General features: G+C 62.8%; 16 protein-coding genes. 6 read left to right on the top strand and 10 right to left on the bottom strand.

The annotated features are described in order from the left end of the window. Positions 1 to 70 precede the first annotated feature (70 nt). The 7 genes from H0194_RS09735 to typA form a co-directional block, all read right to left on the bottom strand. Positions 71 to 979 carry a pseudouridine synthase gene (locus H0194_RS09735; protein WP_185175685.1) on the bottom strand — a complete coding sequence of 303 codons (909 nt, stop codon included), beginning with the start codon at positions 977 to 979 and terminating at the stop codon, positions 71 to 73. A 1-nt stretch (position 980) separates the two neighbouring features. Next, entirely contained in the window at positions 981 to 2,081 is a 1,101-nt protein-coding gene (gene dapC, locus H0194_RS09730) for a succinyldiaminopimelate transaminase (protein WP_185175684.1), read from the bottom strand. Positions 2,082 to 2,083: 2 nt separating this feature from the next. Then, a complete protein-coding gene (gene fdxA, locus H0194_RS09725; protein ID WP_185175683.1) occupies positions 2,084 to 2,416 on the bottom strand; it encodes a ferredoxin in 333 nt (110 codons plus the stop codon). 73 nt (positions 2,417 to 2,489) lie between these two features. Then, complete coding sequence (locus H0194_RS09720) at positions 2,490 to 2,873, bottom strand: hypothetical protein (RefSeq protein WP_185175682.1); 384 nt, start codon at positions 2,871 to 2,873, stop codon at positions 2,490 to 2,492. Then, positions 2,870 to 3,802, bottom strand: a complete 933-nt coding sequence (mshB, locus tag H0194_RS09715; protein ID WP_246388902.1) for an N-acetyl-1-D-myo-inositol-2-amino-2-deoxy-alpha-D-glucopyranoside deacetylase — start codon at positions 3,800 to 3,802, stop codon at positions 2,870 to 2,872. The genes H0194_RS09720 and mshB overlap by 4 nt, the downstream gene beginning before the upstream one ends. A 22-nt stretch (positions 3,803 to 3,824) precedes the next feature. After that, complete coding sequence (locus H0194_RS11045) at positions 3,825 to 5,546, bottom strand: ABC transporter family substrate-binding protein (RefSeq protein WP_246388900.1); 1,722 nt, start codon at positions 5,544 to 5,546, stop codon at positions 3,825 to 3,827. A gap of 11 nt (positions 5,547 to 5,557) precedes the next feature. Next, complete coding sequence (gene typA / locus H0194_RS09710; protein WP_185175680.1) at positions 5,558 to 7,468, bottom strand: translational GTPase TypA; 1,911 nt, start codon at positions 7,466 to 7,468, stop codon at positions 5,558 to 5,560. A gap of 237 nt (positions 7,469 to 7,705) precedes the next feature. On the opposite strand from typA, the gene H0194_RS09705 reads away from it, so the two are divergent. The 4 genes from H0194_RS09705 (at position 7,706) to H0194_RS09690 (ending at position 11,310) form a co-directional block, all read left to right on the top strand. Continuing rightward, positions 7,706 to 8,464 (top strand): Rv1157c family protein, encoded by a 759-nt coding sequence (locus H0194_RS09705; protein ID WP_185175679.1) that lies wholly within the window; start codon positions 7,706 to 7,708, stop codon positions 8,462 to 8,464. A 9-nt stretch (positions 8,465 to 8,473) separates the two neighbouring features. Next, positions 8,474 to 9,016 (top strand): ribonuclease FAU-1 family protein, encoded by a 543-nt coding sequence (locus H0194_RS09700; protein WP_185175678.1) that lies wholly within the window; start codon positions 8,474 to 8,476, stop codon positions 9,014 to 9,016. A gap of 65 nt (positions 9,017 to 9,081) precedes the next feature. Next, on the top strand, positions 9,082 to 10,026 hold the full coding sequence (locus H0194_RS09695) for a DUF808 domain-containing protein (RefSeq protein ID WP_185175677.1): 945 nt from the start codon (positions 9,082 to 9,084) through the stop codon (positions 10,024 to 10,026). A gap of 15 nt (positions 10,027 to 10,041) precedes the next feature. After that, entirely contained in the window at positions 10,042 to 11,310 is a 1,269-nt protein-coding gene (locus H0194_RS09690; protein WP_185175676.1) for a chloride channel protein, read from the top strand. Here H0194_RS09690 and H0194_RS09685 read toward each other — a convergent pair. Beyond that, positions 11,267 to 13,225 carry a BCCT family transporter gene (locus H0194_RS09685; RefSeq protein ID WP_185175675.1) on the bottom strand — a complete coding sequence of 653 codons (1,959 nt, stop codon included), beginning with the start codon at positions 13,223 to 13,225 and terminating at the stop codon, positions 11,267 to 11,269. The two genes, H0194_RS09690 and H0194_RS09685, sit on opposite strands and share 44 nt — an antisense overlap. Positions 13,226 to 13,386: 161 nt before the next feature. Here H0194_RS09685 and H0194_RS09680 point away from each other — a divergent pair, with 161 nt between their 5' ends. Beyond that, positions 13,387 to 14,283: a hypothetical protein gene (locus H0194_RS09680; protein WP_185175674.1), complete on the top strand. Its 897-nt coding sequence runs from the start codon at positions 13,387 to 13,389 to the stop codon at positions 14,281 to 14,283. A 30-nt stretch (positions 14,284 to 14,313) separates the two neighbouring features. Here H0194_RS09680 and H0194_RS09675 read toward each other — a convergent pair whose 3' ends face one another. Beyond that, positions 14,314 to 15,876: an aspartate:alanine exchanger family transporter gene (locus tag H0194_RS09675; RefSeq protein ID WP_185175673.1), complete on the bottom strand. Its 1,563-nt coding sequence runs from the start codon at positions 15,874 to 15,876 to the stop codon at positions 14,314 to 14,316. 204 nt (positions 15,877 to 16,080) lie between these two features. Next, entirely contained in the window at positions 16,081 to 16,884 is an 804-nt protein-coding gene (zupT, locus tag H0194_RS09670; protein WP_185175672.1) for a zinc transporter ZupT, read from the bottom strand. Positions 16,885 to 17,017: 133 nt separating this feature from the next. Between zupT and H0194_RS09665 the strand changes: the two genes are divergently transcribed. Then, on the top strand, positions 17,018 to 18,181 hold the full coding sequence (locus H0194_RS09665; protein ID WP_185175671.1) for a hypothetical protein: 1,164 nt from the start codon (positions 17,018 to 17,020) through the stop codon (positions 18,179 to 18,181). The last annotated feature ends 39 nt before the right edge of the window (positions 18,182 to 18,220 follow it).

The following is an 18,220-nucleotide window of genomic DNA, read 5'->3' as shown; positions in this document are numbered from 1 at the left end:
CGGCAGGCTGCGCTAGGTGATCCAACTGGGATCCCTCGCTTTCTAAGAATTCTTCAGGCACGGGTTCTTTTCAGTCTAGCGCCAGTCGCTTGCGACTTTGAAATTCACGGCGCGTGCCAGTTAACGGATCGGTAAAGGATACGGTGCTGGCACGTAATTGCAGCGGGGTGCGGAAGTCATAGAGCGAACGGGGTGGTTGGGAAGGGTAGGTGTCGTCGCCGCGGATGGGGGCGCCGAGGTGGTTAAGGAGCGCGCGGAGCTGATGCGTATGTCCGGTGACGGGACGAAGCTGGTAGGTCAAGGGCTCTGAGCTGGGGCGCAGCCACGTCTCCGTGCGAGAATGGCCCGGCCCGCTGCCAACGTCGACGGCGCGGGAGCCGCGCTTCTTCTTCATTCCAACGCGGAATCGCCGCCACGTGTGATCGCCCACACTGCCCCACTCCGCGGGCGCCGGCGCTAGCTCACCCGGCCAGGTGGGGTGGTTGGGGCGGCACACGACCGCTGCCACATAGGTTTTGGTCACGGCGCGCTCGGCAAAAAGCCGTTGATACGCGGCGCGGGTGTCGGGGTTGGCTGAGCAGACGACCACCCCAGCGGTGAGCCGGTCGAGACGGTGCAGCGGCACGATGTCGCCATTGTCTAGGTCCACACGAAGGCGGGTCTGCAGGGTTTCGCGGATGATCCGACCATTGGTGGTCGTCGGAAGGAAGTGCGGTTTATCTGCGATAACGAGGTGATCGTCGTGATGCAGGATCTCGTAGTCGAACGGGATGGGCGGTTCCGGGGGAACATCGGGATAAAACCAGGCGGGCGTTGGCCGCTCGAGAACCTGCCCGGGTGGGAGCGGTGTACCCTCGGGGAATGGCGAGTCGCCGGCCGCAGCGGCCCACAATTGCGGGGAGTCCGGCACCTGGTCATAAAGCACGCACTTTTGCGGCGAGATCCCGTCCAACGCGGGTAGCGGGCAGCGCTTGGCCACCTTAAGCGCTCAGTCGCGCAGCGGCCGCGGTGACCTGCTCGTCGGTGGCGTTGAGGCCGACGCGCACGAACTGGGCGCCACCGTCGCCGTAGAAGTCGCCGGGCGCCACCAAGATACCCCGGGCGGCCAGCCAGTCCACTGTGACGCGGCAGTCCTCGCCGCGGGTGGCCCAGAGGTACATGCCAGCGTCGGAATGCTCGATGCGGAACCCCGCGTCAACCAGGGCGCGCATGAGCACCGCGCGGCGGCTTGCGTAGCGCTGGCGCTGGAATGTCTCGGAGTCGTCGTCCACAAGTGCCGCTACCATGGCTGCTTGGACCGGCCCGGGGACGATGAGGCCGGCGTGCTTGCGGACCTCGATCAGCTCGTCTACGACAGCGGGATCACCGGCGAAGAAGCCGGCACGGTAGCTGGCCAGGTTTGCCGTTTTGGATAGCGAGTGGATGGCCAGCAGGTTGTCGTGGTTCCCACCGCACACGCGCGGATCAAGGATGGAGACGGGCTGACGGTCGTCGTTGTAGCCCAGCCCCAAGTAGCATTCGTCGGAGGCGACAAGAGCATCGTTGGCCCGTGCCCACTCCACGATGGTGGAGAGCTCGTCGACCCCGAGCACCGCCCCGGAAGGGTTAGACGGGGAGTTGATAAAGACCAGGGCCGCCGCGCCGAAATCGGGCGGGGTGTCAGCCGAAAGGACGGTCGCGCCTGCCATAATGGCGCCCACTTCGTAGGTGGGGTACGCCAGCGTGGGAATGACCACCGTCTCCCCCGCCAAGCCGAGCAGGCTGGGCAGGCTCGCAATCGCTTCCTTGGTGCCTACCACAGGGAGCACGGCGTCGCGGCCGAGCCCAGTGATGCCGTAGCGTCGCTCCATCGCCGAGGTAATTGCGGCACGGAGCTCGGCGGTACCCGCGGTCTGCGGGTAGCCGGACAGACCTGCCGCGTTCGCGAGTGCCAACTGCACGCCAGGAGACACCGGATCTATGGGGTTTCCCACGGAGAGATCAATCATCCCCTCCGGGTGCGCCGCAGCCTGTGCCTTGGCGCCGGCCAGCGAGTCCCACGGGAAATCCGGTAGCTTGTCGCGCAGCGGGGTCCGAGCCATGACTACAGCTCGACGTCCTGGTTCTGCGGCGGCAATTTCGCGATCATCGGCGCGTCAAAGTCCTGCGGGCCGAGCGCAGCCGCGCCCCCCGGGGAGCCGAGGTCATCAAAGAAAGCGGCGTTAGCGTCGTTGTAGTCCAGCCACTCGTCCGGCACGTCGTCCTCGTAGAAGATTGCTTCCACTGGGCAGGCGGGCTCGCAGGCGCCGCAGTCCACGCACTCGTCGGGGTGGATGTAGAGAGAGCGCTTACCTTCGTAGATGCAGTCCACCGGGCATTCTTCGACGCACGAGCGGTCCATGACATCGACGCAGGGCTGTGCGATGGTGTAGGTCATGAGGTGAGATGCTCCTGTTTTAAACTCAGCAAAGTTGAGGCCCAGGAAGGGCCGAATACATCTAAACAGTATGTCACTTAACCCGCAGGATTGGCCAAACGGCTCCGGCGATTCCGGCCAGCAACAACCCAACGGCCTTGATATCGCTGGCCATGAGCTGGTCGCCGGTGAATTCAACGCCGAATAGTAATCCGAAGTACCCCACCACCCAGACCAGGCCGGGGATGAGCGCAATTGCTTGCCGACGGTCCCATAACCTCGCGGTCTTCGTGAGCACGCCGTTGAACCAGAAGGCTACGGCGATGGTGATGGGGAACGGGATTGTGGTGCCTCCGGGCAGCGGCAGCCAAGTGCTCAAGTAGACCACCTCGAGCAGCAGGGACAACAGCGCGCCGATGCTGAGCCAGACCAGTCCGCCGATGGCCTCGCCGCGGGTGAAGTCGTCGCGGACCGTCATGCGAGGTCCTCGGAGTCGAGGAGGCCATCCGCTACCGGGGTGCGCGGCAAGGTGCCCTCGCCGAGTTGGTAGTACTCGGTGTCAAGAAGCGGCATGAGGTACAAGTTACTCAGTGCGAAGGCGACGGAAGCCGACTCAGCACGCCCAGTGGAATAGGCCGGGGTGGGATTGGTGTGCGTGACGGTGCCGTCGGCCATCCAAATTTGGGTGGCGTGCGCGGCCATGGCGCGGCGCTTGGCGTCGTAGGCGGCGGGGGCCAAGGGCAGCGCTATGTCGTAATGAGAATCTGTGGCGGCGTCGAGGTACGCGGCGGGGGCCGGCTCCCAGCCGTCCGGCGGTGTCATCGCGTCCAACGCCGCGTCGACGGGTTCGCGCGGGGTGGTGGACCACCAGATGCGTGGCACTGCCCACTCCCCTTCCGTGCGCAGTTGCGACACCGCGGCGTGGGTGATGTCGTGGGCGGCGATGTGGTCCGGGTGGCCATAGCCGCCATCGGGGCCGTAGGTCAGCACGGCGTGGGGACGCAGCTCGCGAAGGACCGTAGAGAGAACCTGCGTGGCGTCGTCCAGGTTGTTCACGAAGGCCCGCGGGTTGTCGTGAGCGGGTGAGCCTGCCATACCGGAGTCCCGGTAGCGTCCGGCGGCGCCGAGGTGGATGCCATGGACGCCGAGGATGGACAGGGCGTCGGAAAGCTCGGCGATGCGGAAGCCACCGAGCTGGTCTGCGTGATCGACCGTCAGGTGCTGGTAGGTGTCCCCGATGACCTCGCCTTCCTCGCCGAGCGTGCAGGTCACGACGGTGACATGTGCGCCAGCGCGGGCGAGGGTGGCTAGGGCCCCGCCGGTCCACAGGGATTCGTCGTCGGGGTGAGCGTGGACAGCGACAATGCGGAAGCCGGCCAGCGCGGCAGTGGATGCGAGAGTATTCACGTCTTCTTTTCTATCACGCGGGTCATTGCTCAAGCTGCCACGTGTGGGCCTCGGAGAGGTCGCGCGCGGGAGCGACAAGACCTGTACCCGAAGCGCGGAGGCGAGTCTCGGTGAGGATGGGCAGCCTCGTGAAGGTGGCGTTGTTGAGCGCCCGGAGCTTGCGCTCCAGGCGGTCGGACGCGATATCACCCGACAAGATGTCATCGAGGTTGTCCGCGGCATTGCGTGGGCAATAGCGGGTGAAATTGTCGGTCAGTGGTGTCTTACTGACGTCTGGGCAGAGGTATCTGCCGGCGGCGCTGGCGGGTGTGGGTACGGCTGTGCCCCACGACATGACGCCATCGATGGCGCTGCCGTTGGACAGCTCCTCCGCGATATCTGACATGCTCGCGGAGACGACCTCCGCCTTGATGCCCTCGCTGGCGAGCATATCCACGATGGTGCGCACCGCCGCTGAGGCTTGGGGGTCAGCGGGGTCGGCGGCAAGACGCAGCGGATCTGTAGCGGTCGCGGCGGCGAGGGCGTCGCGCTGAGATGCCGCCGACTCGATCTCGGCACGGGCTTTGTCCCCGAAAGCGTCAGGAGTCTCGACGTGCACGCTGCGCCCGGCGGTAATGCGAGCCAAGGTTTCCCGGTCAATGACGGACAGCAGGGCCTTGCGGCGGGCGGTGTCGCCGAGCATGTTCGAGTCAACGTTGAGCTGCAGCTCCAATTGTCGGCGGGTAGGCGCGACAGAGGTATCCACTCCTGGCACTAGGCCGAAGGCATCCGTGGTCGTCTCGTACGGGGCGATATCCACAAACTGCATCTGGCCGGTGCGCAGATAATCCACGCCCTGGGTGGTGCTGCGCACCGTCATGAGTTTCAGGACGTCGATGTGCGCCGGGTCGGAACCCCAGAAGCGGTCATTGCGGTTGAGTTCAATGATGCCGCGGGCACGGTCGACAGACGCCACGCGGTAACGCCCAGCCGACGCCGGAATACCGTTGCCCAGATCCGATGTGAAGGAGTCCGGGGTCGCACTGAGCAGGTGCGCCGGGAGCAGGTTGTGGAACATCTGCTGCCAATCGGCTACTTCGCGGGTGAAATACACGTCCACTACCCGGCCACCGGCAGAGGAATCGATGTCGCCGATGGAGTGGTACGGCGCCGAGTTAATGACACCCGGGGTGGTGGTCAGCTGGGCCCAGAGATAGGTGAAGTCCTCGGCGGTGATGGGTTTGCCATCGGACCACTGCGCCTCGGGCGCGATTTCGTAGCGCACGCGCTGCACATAGGTTTTCTTCGGCGTGGACCTGGCAGTGGGCGTGGCGCTCGGGCTTTCCGACGCCCCCTGAGGTGACCGTTGTTTGCCTGTGGGCACCGCACGCTCCTCGGCGGACACGAACACATCGGTGTTGAGTTCGCCGTCTACAAAGGTGGAGGGCAGCACGAGGGAGGCGATGTTGTCGACCAGCTCGGAGCGGTTAGCGACAAGGTGGGGGTTGAGCCCGTTGCGAAGCTCGTCCACACCCACGAGCGCCGTGGAGCGATCCGTGGGTTCGGGCTTTTCTTCACTGGTGGTCGACGTCGTAGCGGCAGCGCCGTCGTGAGGCGCTGCCGCCTCGCTTTCCGACGCCGTCGGCGTGCGCTCGACGGGATCGGTGCCGCCGAGTGGCGGCGGGCCAGGGTTCGCCATGCACGCCACGAGGACCGTGGCCGCGGTGCAGGTGGCAGCGATCGTCGTGAAGCGGCGGGCGAACATGGAAGCAGATTTTACTTGTTCATCTGCTTGGCGCGGGAACGCGCGCGGCCGCGTTCCGTAGCATTCAGGATGACCTTGCGCACACGCAGGTTATCCGGGGTGACCTCGACACACTCGTCGTTGCCACAGAACTCAAGGGCCTCATCCAGGGAAAGAGTCTTGGCCTTGGCGAGCGTCACCGTGGTATCGGCGGAAGCGGCACGCATGTTGGTGAGCTTCTTTTCCTTGGTGATGTTGATGTCCATGTCCTCGTCGCGGTTGTTCGCGCCGACGACCATGCCCTCGTAGGCTTCCACGCCGGGCTCGACGAAGAACTCACCACGATCCGCCAGCTGCATGAGCGCGTACTGGGTGATCTGGCCGGAACGGTCAGCGACGAGCGAGCCGGTCGGGCGGCCCTTGATTTCGCCCGCCCAGACGTCCATGCCGTCGGAGTAGGAATTGGCGATACCCGCACCACGGGTCTCGGTGAGGAAGGTGGTGCGGAAGCCGATGAGGCCGCGGGCCGGGATGCGGAACTCCATGCGGATCCAGTCGCCCTCGCGGACATCCATGGACTGCATCTGGCCCTTGCGGGAGGCCATGAGCTGCGTAACGTTGCCTTGGTGCTCGGACGGGGTATCGATGACCATAATCTCGTATGGCTCGTGGAGCTTGCCGTCGATTTCCCTCGTCACAACCTGCGGCTTACCCACGGTGAGCTCGAAGCCCTCGCGACGCATGGTCTCAATAAGCACGGACAGTGCCATTTCGCCGCGGCCCTGAACTTCCCAGGCATCGGGACGCTCAGTCGGGTTGACGCGCAGGGAGACGTTACCGATGAGCTCCTGATCCAGACGGGCCTTAATGACGCGGGCGGTGAGCTTGTCGCCGCCACCACGTCCGGCAAGCGGCGAGGTGTTCACGCCGATGGTCATGGAGATGGCGGGCTCGTCCACGGTGATGCGTGGCAGGGCTACCGGGTTCTCCGGGTCAGCGAGGGTATCGCCGATCATGATCTCCGGGATGCCGGAGATAGCTACGATGTCGCCCGCGATGGCCTCTTCGGTGGGCTGGCGCTCGAAACCGACGGTGCGCAGCAATTCAGCGATCTTGACGGTCTTGGTGTGCTCGTTGCCGTCCTCATCGTAGTGGATCCACGCCACCTGCTGCCCCTTCTTGATCTTGCCGGCGTGCACGCGCAGCAGGCCAATACGGCCGAGGAAGGAGGAAGAGTCCAGGTTGGTGACGTGCGCCTGCAGCGGGCCGTCAACGTTGGCGGAAGGCTCCGGCAAGACGTTGTAGATGACGTCGAACAGGGCCTGCAGGTCCTCGGCCTCGGGCTCATTGCCGTCGCCGGGGTTCTCGGTGGAGGCCTTGCCGGCGCGACCGGAGGCGTACAGCACAGGAAGGTCGAGCAGCTCTTCGGCTGCAGCGGCAGCTTCTTCGTCGTCCAGGCCGGAGGCGATCTCCAGGAGGAGGTCCTGGGCCTCGGTAACCACTTCGTCGATACGCGCATCCGGGCGGTCGGTTTTGTTCACCGCGATAATGACAGGAAGCTTGGACTCAAGCGCCTTGGTGAGCACGAAGCGGGTCTGCGGGAGTGGGCCCTCGGAGGCGTCGACAAGCAGGACGACGCCGTCCACCATGGACAGGCCGCGCTCGACCTCGCCGCCGAAGTCAGCGTGGCCCGGGGTGTCGATGACGTTGATGATAAGGTCGCCGCCGTCCTTCCCCAGGCCCTGACGCACGATGGCGGTGTTTTTGGCCAAGATGGTGATGCCCTTTTCGCGTTCCAGATCGCCGGAGTCCATGACGCGGTCGGTGTGGTCGCCGTGGTCGCCGAAGGCGCCAGACTGTTCAAGCATGCCGTTGACGAGGGTGGTCTTGCCGTGGTCAACGTGCGCCACGATGGCCACGTTACGGAACTCAGTTGTTGTCACGAAGGGGTACTCCTCTATAGATGGAAGACATAAGAATTTTAAGCGGTACCCCACGTTACTCCCCTTGCTGGACATCTGCACTATCGCGGCGTTGCGGCGAGGACTTTTTCTTGGCAGTACAGCCGTTGGGGTTGACTGTGCGTGACAAATCACTATTGTTACTCTTGTTAAAGATGTGACTTGTGTGAAACAAGTGATCTCTCTGCACCCAACCGTCGACAATGGAGTCAGAAAACAGTGGCCGTACAACGCACCGCGGGATCCCCGTTACGCACCTCGCTCAAGGTGGCGGCAGCAATCGCTGCCACCATTGGGTTGACTACCGCTACCCTGGCTCCGGCCTCCGCCGCCACTCCCACGGGGTCGTCGGCAGGCGCCGCCACCTCCTCCATTAAGGACGGCACCCAAAAGCTGTCCTCCGACCTCAACATCCTGGACCGTTACGGACGCCCCACCCCGCACACTCAGAAGCAGGTACGCGACTTCGCCTATCAGCCGTGGATGCCTAAGGACGCGCGCAATGCCATCCTCTCCGCACTCGCGTTTTATTCCGGCGAGGGCAAAGGTGGCCCGGAGCTCAGCCCACTAAAGGGCGGTCCGGAAGTGACCCAGTTCTACTGGCCCACCGTGTCTGGCCGCTGCATCGACGGCCGCGGCGACTCGATCGGCTCTGCCATCGCCGTGCCCGGCCCCACCAAGATTCCGGCGCCGGGCGCACGCTCCGGCGAGACGGTATTCCTCTTCACCGCGCTGGGCACCGACCCCGCCGCGAAGAAACAGGGCAAGATGTTCGTCCACTGGGTCAACCTGGACACCTTGAAGACCGGCGCCACCCCGCTGCGCAACAATGGTATTAATCCGGACGGCCCCGCCACCATATCCGGCACGGCGAAGACCGGCAAGGGCACCGTCGTGGCGTTCCTCTCCGGCACTGTGAAAACCAAGTCCACTGCCTGCAGCTTCGTTCCCACCGCCACCGTCGTGGACGTTAAATAGGGAGGCGACATGTCCGTTGACTTGCACCCGGTCAAGCAGGAATCGTTTGACACCGATCGTGACATCAACGTCGATCCGAAGGGATTTAAGCGCGTCGTCGACACGTTTACAGAGACGGACTTTGGCCTGTACATGGGCCGCGGCGCCGACCACCCCGATTTCGGCTACCTCGAATCGTGGCTTCTCCCCGAGCTCAACCTGCGGGTCAACATCTTCCACTTCCGCGAGGGCGCGGAAAAAGAACAGGATTTCTACATCGACGTCGCCGCTATCACCCGCGACGGAGATACCTGGCACACCCGCGACCTGTACGTCGATTTGGTATCGCTAACGGGTTCCCCCATTTCCGTGATGGACATCGACGAGCTGTCAGCCGCCACCTCCGCTGGACTCATCTCCGCCGAGGATACGGAACTGGCCATCGAAACCACGCTGTCCGCCGTCGAGGGCATCACCCGCAACGCTGACGACGTCACCGCCTGGCTTCAGTCCAAGGGAATCAAACTAACCTGGGCGGCTGAGGTTGAACTGGCGCCAGCGGGTGCGCGGTAGCGGGAGCAAAGTAGCATTTCCCGCTAGAGTGTAACGAGACTTCACCGCTACTAAGGGAGAAAAATATGCCGGGTGGGCTTTTGGCAGTGCTTGATGACGTCGCAGTCATCGCTAGATCGGCAGCGGCCAGCATCGACGACGTCGGTGTGCTCGCGGGTAAGACCTCGGTGAAGGCTGCCGGCGTGGTCGTGGACGACGCAGCCGTCACTCCGCAGTACGTCTCAGGGGTGAATCCCGCGCGCGAGCTGCCCATGATCTGGAAGATCACCAAGGGTTCGCTGCGCAACAAACTCATCATCATTTTGCCCATCGCGCTCTTGTTGTCGTGGCTGGCGCCCTGGGCGCTGACACCGATCCTCATGTGTGGCGGCGCCTTCTTGTGTTTCGAGGGCGCCGAGAAGATACTGCACAAGCTCCTGTCCCATGACGAGCAGGCAGAGGAAAAGCAGGTCATCGATGAGACCCCAGAGGAAGCTGAAAAGCGCCTCGTCAACTCCGCCATTACTACTGACCTCATCCTCTCCGCGGAGATCATGGTTATTTCCCTCAACGAGATCGCGGCGGAGTCATTCTGGATGCGCGCGGCCGTTCTCATCGCGGTCGGTATCGGCATCACCTTCGCCGTGTACGGCGCCGTGGGCCTGCTGGTCAAAATTGATGACATCGGCCTCAAAATGACCGAAAAGAACCCTTCATCCAAGCTCGGCCCCGCACTGGTCAAAGGCATGCCCTATGTGCTGAGCGCCATCGGCATCATCGGCACGGCCGCCATGCTGTGGGTCGGCGGGCACATCGTGTACAACGGCCTGCACGAGTTTGGCATCAATCAGCCTTATCAATTCATCCACGACATGGCCGCCGCCGTTCCGGCGGGGATCTTGGCTTGGCTAGTCGACACCGCCCTGGCCATGGTCGTTGGCTTCATCGTCGGCCTCGTCGTGGTGGGCGTCGTAAAGCTGGTCACGCCACTGCTGCCCAAGAAGTCCACTGAGTCCTCCGCCGCTGCCTAAGGCACAGGAGACTACATGTCATCACGCGCTACCAGCAACGAACCACGGCCGCTACGGCACACGTTGTTGGTGGCGCTCTTGGCAGTTGTGGGCGGGGTCCTCGCCGGTCTCGTTGGCATGGCGATGACCGTGTTCATCCACGCCATTGAGTCCGTCGCTCGCGTCGACGAAATGTCCTGGGCCCGGACCATCGCTGCGCCGGCAGTCGGCGGCGTCGTCGCGGGCCTGGGATGGTGGGCGCTGCGCGCCACCGGTGAAGTCCGTACAGTCAACAAAAGCTTGGCGCGGCAGGAATTGCTGCCCATTAACCGCACGCTTGTCGACGCCTTCTTACAACTCACCGTGGTCGGTGCCGGGGCGTCGCTAGGCCGCGAGAACGCGCCGCGGCAATCCGCAGCCGCGCTCACCGATCGCATGGGCACGTTCACCCCGCTCGGCCCGGACGACCGCGCGATACTCTTGGCTTCCGCAGCCGGGGCGGGCCTGGGCGCAGTATACAACGTGCCGCTGGCAGGCGCGCTGTTTTCCCTCGAAGTCCTTGGTCTCACCCGTTCGCTGCGGTCTATCATCGTGGCTATCACAATGTCACTGGTAGCCACCGCTACCACGTGGCCGGTCATCGGTTGGCGGGCGGTGTACGACTTCCCGGAAGCGCTGCCGTCACTGCGTTTCATCGCCTGGGCTTTGGCATGGGTCATCGTCATCGCACCCCTGGCGTGGGCGGTGGGAGAATCCTTCCGCCGCGCGGCACACCATGCTGTTCAGCACCAACCCCACCGCTACTGGCTCCTGCCGCTGACCGTGGGTGCCGCGACCGCCATGGTGGGCGCGCTCTCCATCGCGCTGCCGGAAATCACCGGCAATGGTTTCAAGATTCTAGAGCTCGGCTTCTCCGAATCGGGAACCTGGCAGGTCTTCCTCGTCCTGCTGCTCCTCAAGCCGGCAGCCACCGTGCTGTGTCTGCGCGCGGGCGCGGTGGGCGGAACCTTAACCCCGGCCTTGGCCACGGGAGCGTCGTTAGGCGGCTGCGTAGCGCTATTGCTCAACAAGGCGGGGTGGCTGAGCCCGGACTACGGCATCACTCTGGCGGTCTTCGCCCTCATCGGTGCTTCCGCAGTCCTCGCGGTGGTCCAGCGTGCTCCGTTCTTCGCCGCGTTCATCACCTGGGAGCTCACCACCCCGGAGGCGTGGACGCTCCCCTTCTTGTTGGCAGCGGCCTTGCTAGCGCGCTATTGGGCGATTATGATTCCGCGTGTTTATCGGTGGGCTCGATCGCGGGGTTAGGTTCGGTGCCGGGTTCGACGTATTCGTTGGACTGGTAGTCATAGCCCAGTTCGCGTCCGTCCTCATCTGTGCGCACGTACCACTCGGTGACCTCATCCGCGGTGGAATCGAACTCCGCGCCCGTGGCGTAATCAGACTCTGAATCCGTGGGCTCCACTGTGATGGCGAAGTCGTCGCCGTGCTTGCGCACGCCCTTCACCACGGCGTTAGCAAGTGCCTGCTTTTCGTAGTACTGCCGGATGCTCATCGGATCATTGCGCAACTCGCGAACAAGTGCCACGCACATCAGTACGATGATAGCGGCGAAAGGCAACGCCGTAATGGTGATGAGGTTCTGCAAGCCCTGCAGGGCGTTTTGTCCGCCGGTGAGCAAGATAACGACGGCGATTCCGGCCATGCACAGTACCCAGAAAGTGGTGACCCACGGGTTGGGGTTCGGGTTGCCCTTCTGGGACAACTGCGAGTTGACCAAGGAGGCAGAATCCGAGGTGGTGATAAAGAATATGGCCAGCATCACGATGACGATGGGCGCCATGATCTCTGCGCCTGGGAAGTGCTCCAACACACGGAAGAAGATTTCAGGTGCGGGCGGCAGCGAATCGATGGTGTTGTCCGGGGCAACCGCGGACGTTTCGCGCTGCAACCAAATGGTCGTGCCACCCAGGATGGCGAACGCGCCGACGATGATCGCAGACGGGATAAAGAGCACGCCCAGAATGAATTGGCGGATCGTGCGGCCGCGGGAAATCTTGGCCACGAACACGCCGACGAAAGGCGCCCAGGACACCCACCAAGCCCAGTAGAAGGTAGTCCATGCGGACAAGAAGGCCTGCATCTCTTCGCCTTGGCCCATGTTGGCCGCCAGCATGTCCGGAATATCTGACATGTACTGGATGATGACGCCTGGGATCACGTTGACGAGGAATGCCGTTGGCCCCACCACGAAGAAGAACACGGCGATGCCTAGGGCGAGCACCAGGTTGATATTGGAGAGCCAGCGAATACCTTTAGCCACGCCGGAGACCGCGGACATGATTGTGCCGATGGTCAGCACACCGATGATGATGAGCGCGAGGGTATTGGTGGTCTCATCCCAGCCGGCGACCACTTTGACGCCCTGCGAGATCTGGAGGGCACCAATGCCCAATGTGGCGGCGGTGCCGAACAACGTCGCGATGATCGCCAGACCGTCGATCACACGAGCCGACCAGTGGTCGTTGCCCTTATTACCGAACAATGGCATGAGGATGGAGCTCATCAGCGGCACACGGCCGCGGCGGTAGGACACGTACGCCACGCAGAGGCCGACGATGCCGTAAATGGCCCACGCGTTAATGCCCCAGTGCATCGCCGCTTGGGCCATTGCCCCCATGACCGCCTCATCCGACGCCGCCTCATAGGCGCCGGGGCGTGGCGACAGATAGTAACTAATCGGTTCGAATGGTCCGAAGAAAATGATGCCGATACCAATGCCCGCGCCGAATAACATCGCCGCCCAGGACGACGTGGAATACTCCGGCTCCTCGCCGTCCAACCCCAGCGGGATGCGCCCGAAGCGGCTGAACGCGATGATGAGCAACAGCACCATGAGACCGGCGGCCAGGATGGTAAACAGCCAGCCCAAGTTCACCATGACCCAGTTGAGTGCCACGGACGAGACATCGAATACCTGTTGCGGTGCTGCCACGCCCCATGCGATGAATGCGAGGATCAGACCACCCACGACAAAAGTAATGGGTTTATCAATCCCATAACGCACGCGTTGATCTTCGATAGACACACCAGGCACCAGCGCGGGGTGTGCGTTGTGCGGATATGATTTCCACCAGGTCCGCCGACTGCGGGCAACCTCCACCTCTTCGTCCGTGCCCTGCGGCGATTGTTGTGATGAGTTCTTGCTGGGATCGTTCTTCATCGAAGAAGAGATGCCTCTACTCCTTAGCTGCAATCGGAAATTCTGGAAAATTCTTGAAAGGCTCCCTCTCAACTTAACGCACCTGGGGGTGGCGCGTGTCACTAAGTTCCCCGTTACGGTGGGTACCGGACCGCACAGACCACCTGCGATAGGCTAGAGCCATGCAGAAGTACCCCGTCCCCACCCCGCCCCTACCTTTGGGGGTTTTTGTGCCGCTGACCTCGCCGTCTGCGGCCGTTGCGTTGAGCGTGGGCGCGCTTCCCGACGCCCCGCGCATCGTGCGCGCGGTGCTCCAACCGCACCCTCTCACTGGTGGCTGGAAGGTGCGCGCCCAGGTGGGGGTGCTAGGTGTCCTCGATGCTGAGGCCGCTGAGTCCTACCCAGGTTTTCAGCAGTGCCAACGGCAGCTCCTCAGCCCGGAGGTTTTCGCGATGGTGACCATCGCAGCGGACAACCTGCACGTCGGTGTCATCCTTCCCCCACCCGGTATGGAGGTCGCTCACGGCGACCACGGCGGTCGCACGGTCCTTGCCGCAACTCCACACGCGGCGAAGTTAGTGACAGTGGACACCGCGGCCAGCGAGGACATCTCCGAGGCAGACCTCGCCGCACTTTCCGGCACGTCCCACGTGGCACAACTTCAGCGCGACGGCGACAGCGGCAGCGGGGCCGTCGTGCTTGTCGACGACACAGTGTGGGGCACTGTCTCATTGACCCCTACCCTCGAGCGGGCCTTCGACGAGCACCACGAGTTGTATGCGTTCGCTTTCATCACCGACGACGAACTGGTTATCGTCGTTTCCAACGAAATGGACGAAGCACGCCGATCCGCAGATTTCACTGCCCCGCCGCTGCCTTCACCTCCGGCCTCGTCTCACTCCTCGCCCGACGCTGGAGACGAAGAATTCAACGACGAGACTCTCGCAAACGAACACTCTCGACCCCACAGCGGCACCTATGGTCTCCATAATCCGGATGGCGACTGGGGCGTGACGCTATCTGCGGAATCTTTTGCCAACGACCTCCCCCAGAACAAGGGAAACGGAAACACCAACTAGCCAGCTCGGAATGCTGCTTTCCGCTTCCCGCTAGACCAGCATAAAGGGGACGACGATGATCTTCGTGATGAGAGCGATAGCGAAGGTCGCGGAATAGCCCGTCATGATGCGGGAATCGGAGGAGTTCTGCATCGTGTATTGCAGCACTGCGGGCTGTCCCAGGAAGCCGGCGACGGCGCCGTTGGTGCGCGGCGAGGACTGGCCATAGAAATACAGCATGAGCATGAGCGATCCACAGCCGAGCAACGCAGTAAGGGCGGCAACGGCAACGGTAAGGAGGCCGTCCATGGTGAATGCCGAGGACGCAAACGCGGGCCCCGACGCGATACCCACGGCGGCCAAGAACAGCATGAGACCCAGCTGCCGCACCGCGTAGTTCGCAGGCATGGGCAGTTTCCACGCCAGGTGTCCGGTGCGGTGTACGGCGCCAAGGATGAGGCCTACAATCAGCGGGCCGCCCGCCGCGCCCAACTCAAAGATGGAACCGCCGGGCAGGGGAATTGGAACGATCGCCAAGGCGAACCCCGCGGCCAATCCCACTGCGGTGGCCACCCAATCCAGTTCGGAGGCTGCCTGAACGGAGTTGCCCACGTAGGACTCTACGGCGTCGTACCGCACAGATGGCAGGACCATTTCCAGCTCGTCGCCCGAAGCAAGATACAGGTCGTCAGTGGCCAAGAGGATCTCATCGCCGCGCTTGACCCGAATAATCTTCGCCCGGTGGTTGCCGTACATGGGGATATTGCCGATGGTGTTGCCCGCGATATCCTCGTTGGACAACACGAACCGCTGCACCGTGACCACGGACTGGCGCCAGCTCCGCCCACTCATGCGCACGCCGATGGCATCCACCAGGTCATCTTCAAGCGATTTATTAGTCACCGCGAAGATTTCGTCCCCGGCGCGCAGCTCGAAGAACGGGCTGGCCACCTTAGATTTTCCGTTGCGGCGGATGGTGGCCACGATGTAGTCGGTGCCAAAGCGCTCGTTCAGATCGTGGAAGGAGATGTCTTGCGTGACGCGAATGCGCACGCCGTCGAGTTCCCGTGCCGCGGAGTCGTCCTGATCGCGCTTTGCCTTCCATGTCTTGCCGATGGTGAGCATGGACAAGATGATGGCCACGGTGATGCCTGTGGGATAGCCGATGGAGTAGCCCACCGCTGGGGCATCGGACCCGGTGTACGCCGTGGCCAGAGACAACGACGGGGTGGAGGTCAGGGAACCAGCGAACGCACCGACGGAGACTTCACGCCCAATGCCCAACAGGCCTCCCGCGATGACGGCCGTGGCCGCGCCCACGAGTACCGACACGATGGACATGGCCATCATCCCGAATTGGCTCTTGACGCTTTTGAAGAATTCCTCGCCAGCTTCCAGCCCAAGGAGGTAAACGAAGAGCCCGAGGCCGAGGTTTTGCAGGAGGGAAAGGTGCGCCCCGTCAGGCGCGATGAAGGCGCCTGCGGCGAGTCCCACAAACAATGCGCCGGCGGCTCCGAACTGGATGGGACCGAACTTGAAGGTACCGAAGAATGTGCCTAACGCAACAACGAAGAATATCGCGATCAAGGTGTTGTTTGTAAAGAACTCGAGCATGGTTCAAACTCTATCGTGTACTGGCCTATTAAGCATTTCGCACACAGCCTTGCTAAGCCATCAGTCGCGCCTAAATTCAGCTCTTCCCCTTTTATACGTTCAGGAGCACCATAAATTGTAGACACATCAACAAACCGAGAATCAATCATGACCCAGCTCTCCGATTCCCTCGGATTCGATCGCCCCATCGAGGTCCACTAGCCCCTACTGGAACAGCAACAGGCTCAGCTCCATGATCGCCATGCCCACCACGAGGCCGTAGACGGCGGCGTGATGCTTGCCCGTGGCTACTGCGGTAGGCAGCAGCTCATCGAGAGAGACGAACACCATGACACCTGCAATCATGGCAAAGACAACCCCCATCGTCGCCGGCCCCAGAAATGGCAGCAGGACCAGCGCTCCAATGAGCGCCCCCAAGGGCTCCGACAGGCCAGCAATCGTAGCCCACCAGAATCCCTTGCGCCGCGACCCCGTGGCCTGCCAAATGGGGACGGCGACCGCGATACCTTCAGGGATGTTGTGAATCGCAATGGCCGCGGCAATGGGGAGCGCGATGTTCAGATCCTCGGTGCCGGACACGAACGTCGCAAAGCCCTCGGGGAAGTTGTGGATGCCAATAGCCAAGGCGGTGACCAGGCCCATCTTCCGCAGCGCCGCGGGCGCGAGTCCCGTGCTTTCCGACGCCCCGTCCACCACCGGTTCGTGGGGATTGACCACCGCGGGAACCAGGCGGTCAATGATTGCGATGAGGCCAATCCCGGCAAAGAACGCTACCCCTGCATACAGCCGCGCCGACGAGTCGCCATAGGCGGCGGTGAAACTATCTACAGCTTCGGGAAACAGCTCCACGAAGGACACCCACAGCATCACCCCGGCAGATAAGCCGAGGGCTGCGGCGAGAAATACCCGTGAGGGCTGCGCTTTCCTGAGGACGACGAGGCCGCCCACGGACGTCGCTAAGCCCGCTGCCAGCGTGAGGCCCAGCGGGACCGCGAGTTCACTGATCATGCGGCAATCCTAGATCAACCTATTACTAAAATCCATTTCCAGATACCCCCAGATCGGGAGAACCTACACGCCAGCGTTGGACGGTAATAGTATAGAAAATCGACACGTTCATCTCTCAGGAGCACTACCCGCCATGATTACCCTGCGCCGCACGGCCCTCTTCATTGCCGCGACCCTCGCCCTCCCCCTCGCCTCCTGCTCACTGTTGCCCGGCAGCTCCGAACCAGTGACCTCTACTGTGATTGTCACCCCGAGCGCCGAACAGGACAACGCCGAGAACAAGGACAAGAACAACAACAAGGCCACTGCCACTGGCGAGGAGTCGACGACGAAGAACAAAGAACCCGCCAAGGAATCCAGCTCATACGCGCAGCTGGCCGCGGGATATAAGAAGGCAATCGCCAACCCAGACGCCATTTCCATGAATTCGGTGGAAGACTACTACCCCACGGGCATCTATTGGTACGGCTTCACCGACGTCAACGGCGACGGCACCCCGGAGATGCTGTACAAAAAGGAGTCGAAGGGTTGGGGCCCGGTTAGCGTGTTCCACACCAGCGATAACGGCAAGACCGTACGGAACACCCAGGACATCCTACTTGCGGGCGCTTCCACAGCGGGCGGCTCCCGCCAAGACGTCTCCGGCTCCACCTCCGGCAGCGGCCTGTGGGAAGTGGCGTGGCATTCCGTCCAAGACGAAGCTGTGGCCCGCCGCTACGAGCTCAATGGCAACAACCTCCAGTCCGTGGGCGAGGAGATTTCGTTTACCAAGATGGTGAACACCCCACCGGATGTCCAGCCCATCGCGTGGTTTAGGACCACTGACACCACCGGCTTCGACACCCTCGCCGAGGGCGACATCCCCACCCAGTCCAACAACATGAGCCGCCTGGGTGAATCCACCAGTGGCGTCGGCGACCCGAACCCGGGCGTCGCCGCGCGAACGGACACGACGTCGTTTAGCGGAACAGTCCGCCGCAAAACCGCGGCCGAGGTCATGAACGGGCACCCCACCCCGAACGGCGAGCCTGAAGATCAGGTGTTCTGGGTCTTGGAGCTCGATACACCGCAAAACGTCACGGCTTCCATTCCCAGCGACGTTGTAACTCGATTCATTTCAGAAATAGCGCTGGGAGAAAAGACCGAGCACCAAGACGACTCCTCACAGTGGGAGAAATTGGAAAACAAGCACGTCACCGTCACCGCGGAGACCAAGCGCGTCCACTACCCTTCCGACTCCTCCATGCCGATGGGCATGCTCCGGCTCGGCCCCGGGGTGAGCGCGAAAGTCAGCTAGGTTCCCGGACCCGCACCACAAAAGCTAGACACAGCACCG

The sequence above is a fragment of the Corynebacterium incognita genome (assembly GCF_014217255.1).
Taxonomy (GTDB): domain Bacteria; phylum Actinomycetota; class Actinomycetes; order Mycobacteriales; family Mycobacteriaceae; genus Corynebacterium; species Corynebacterium incognitum.
This window is presented reverse-complemented; position numbering and strand designations above follow the sequence as displayed.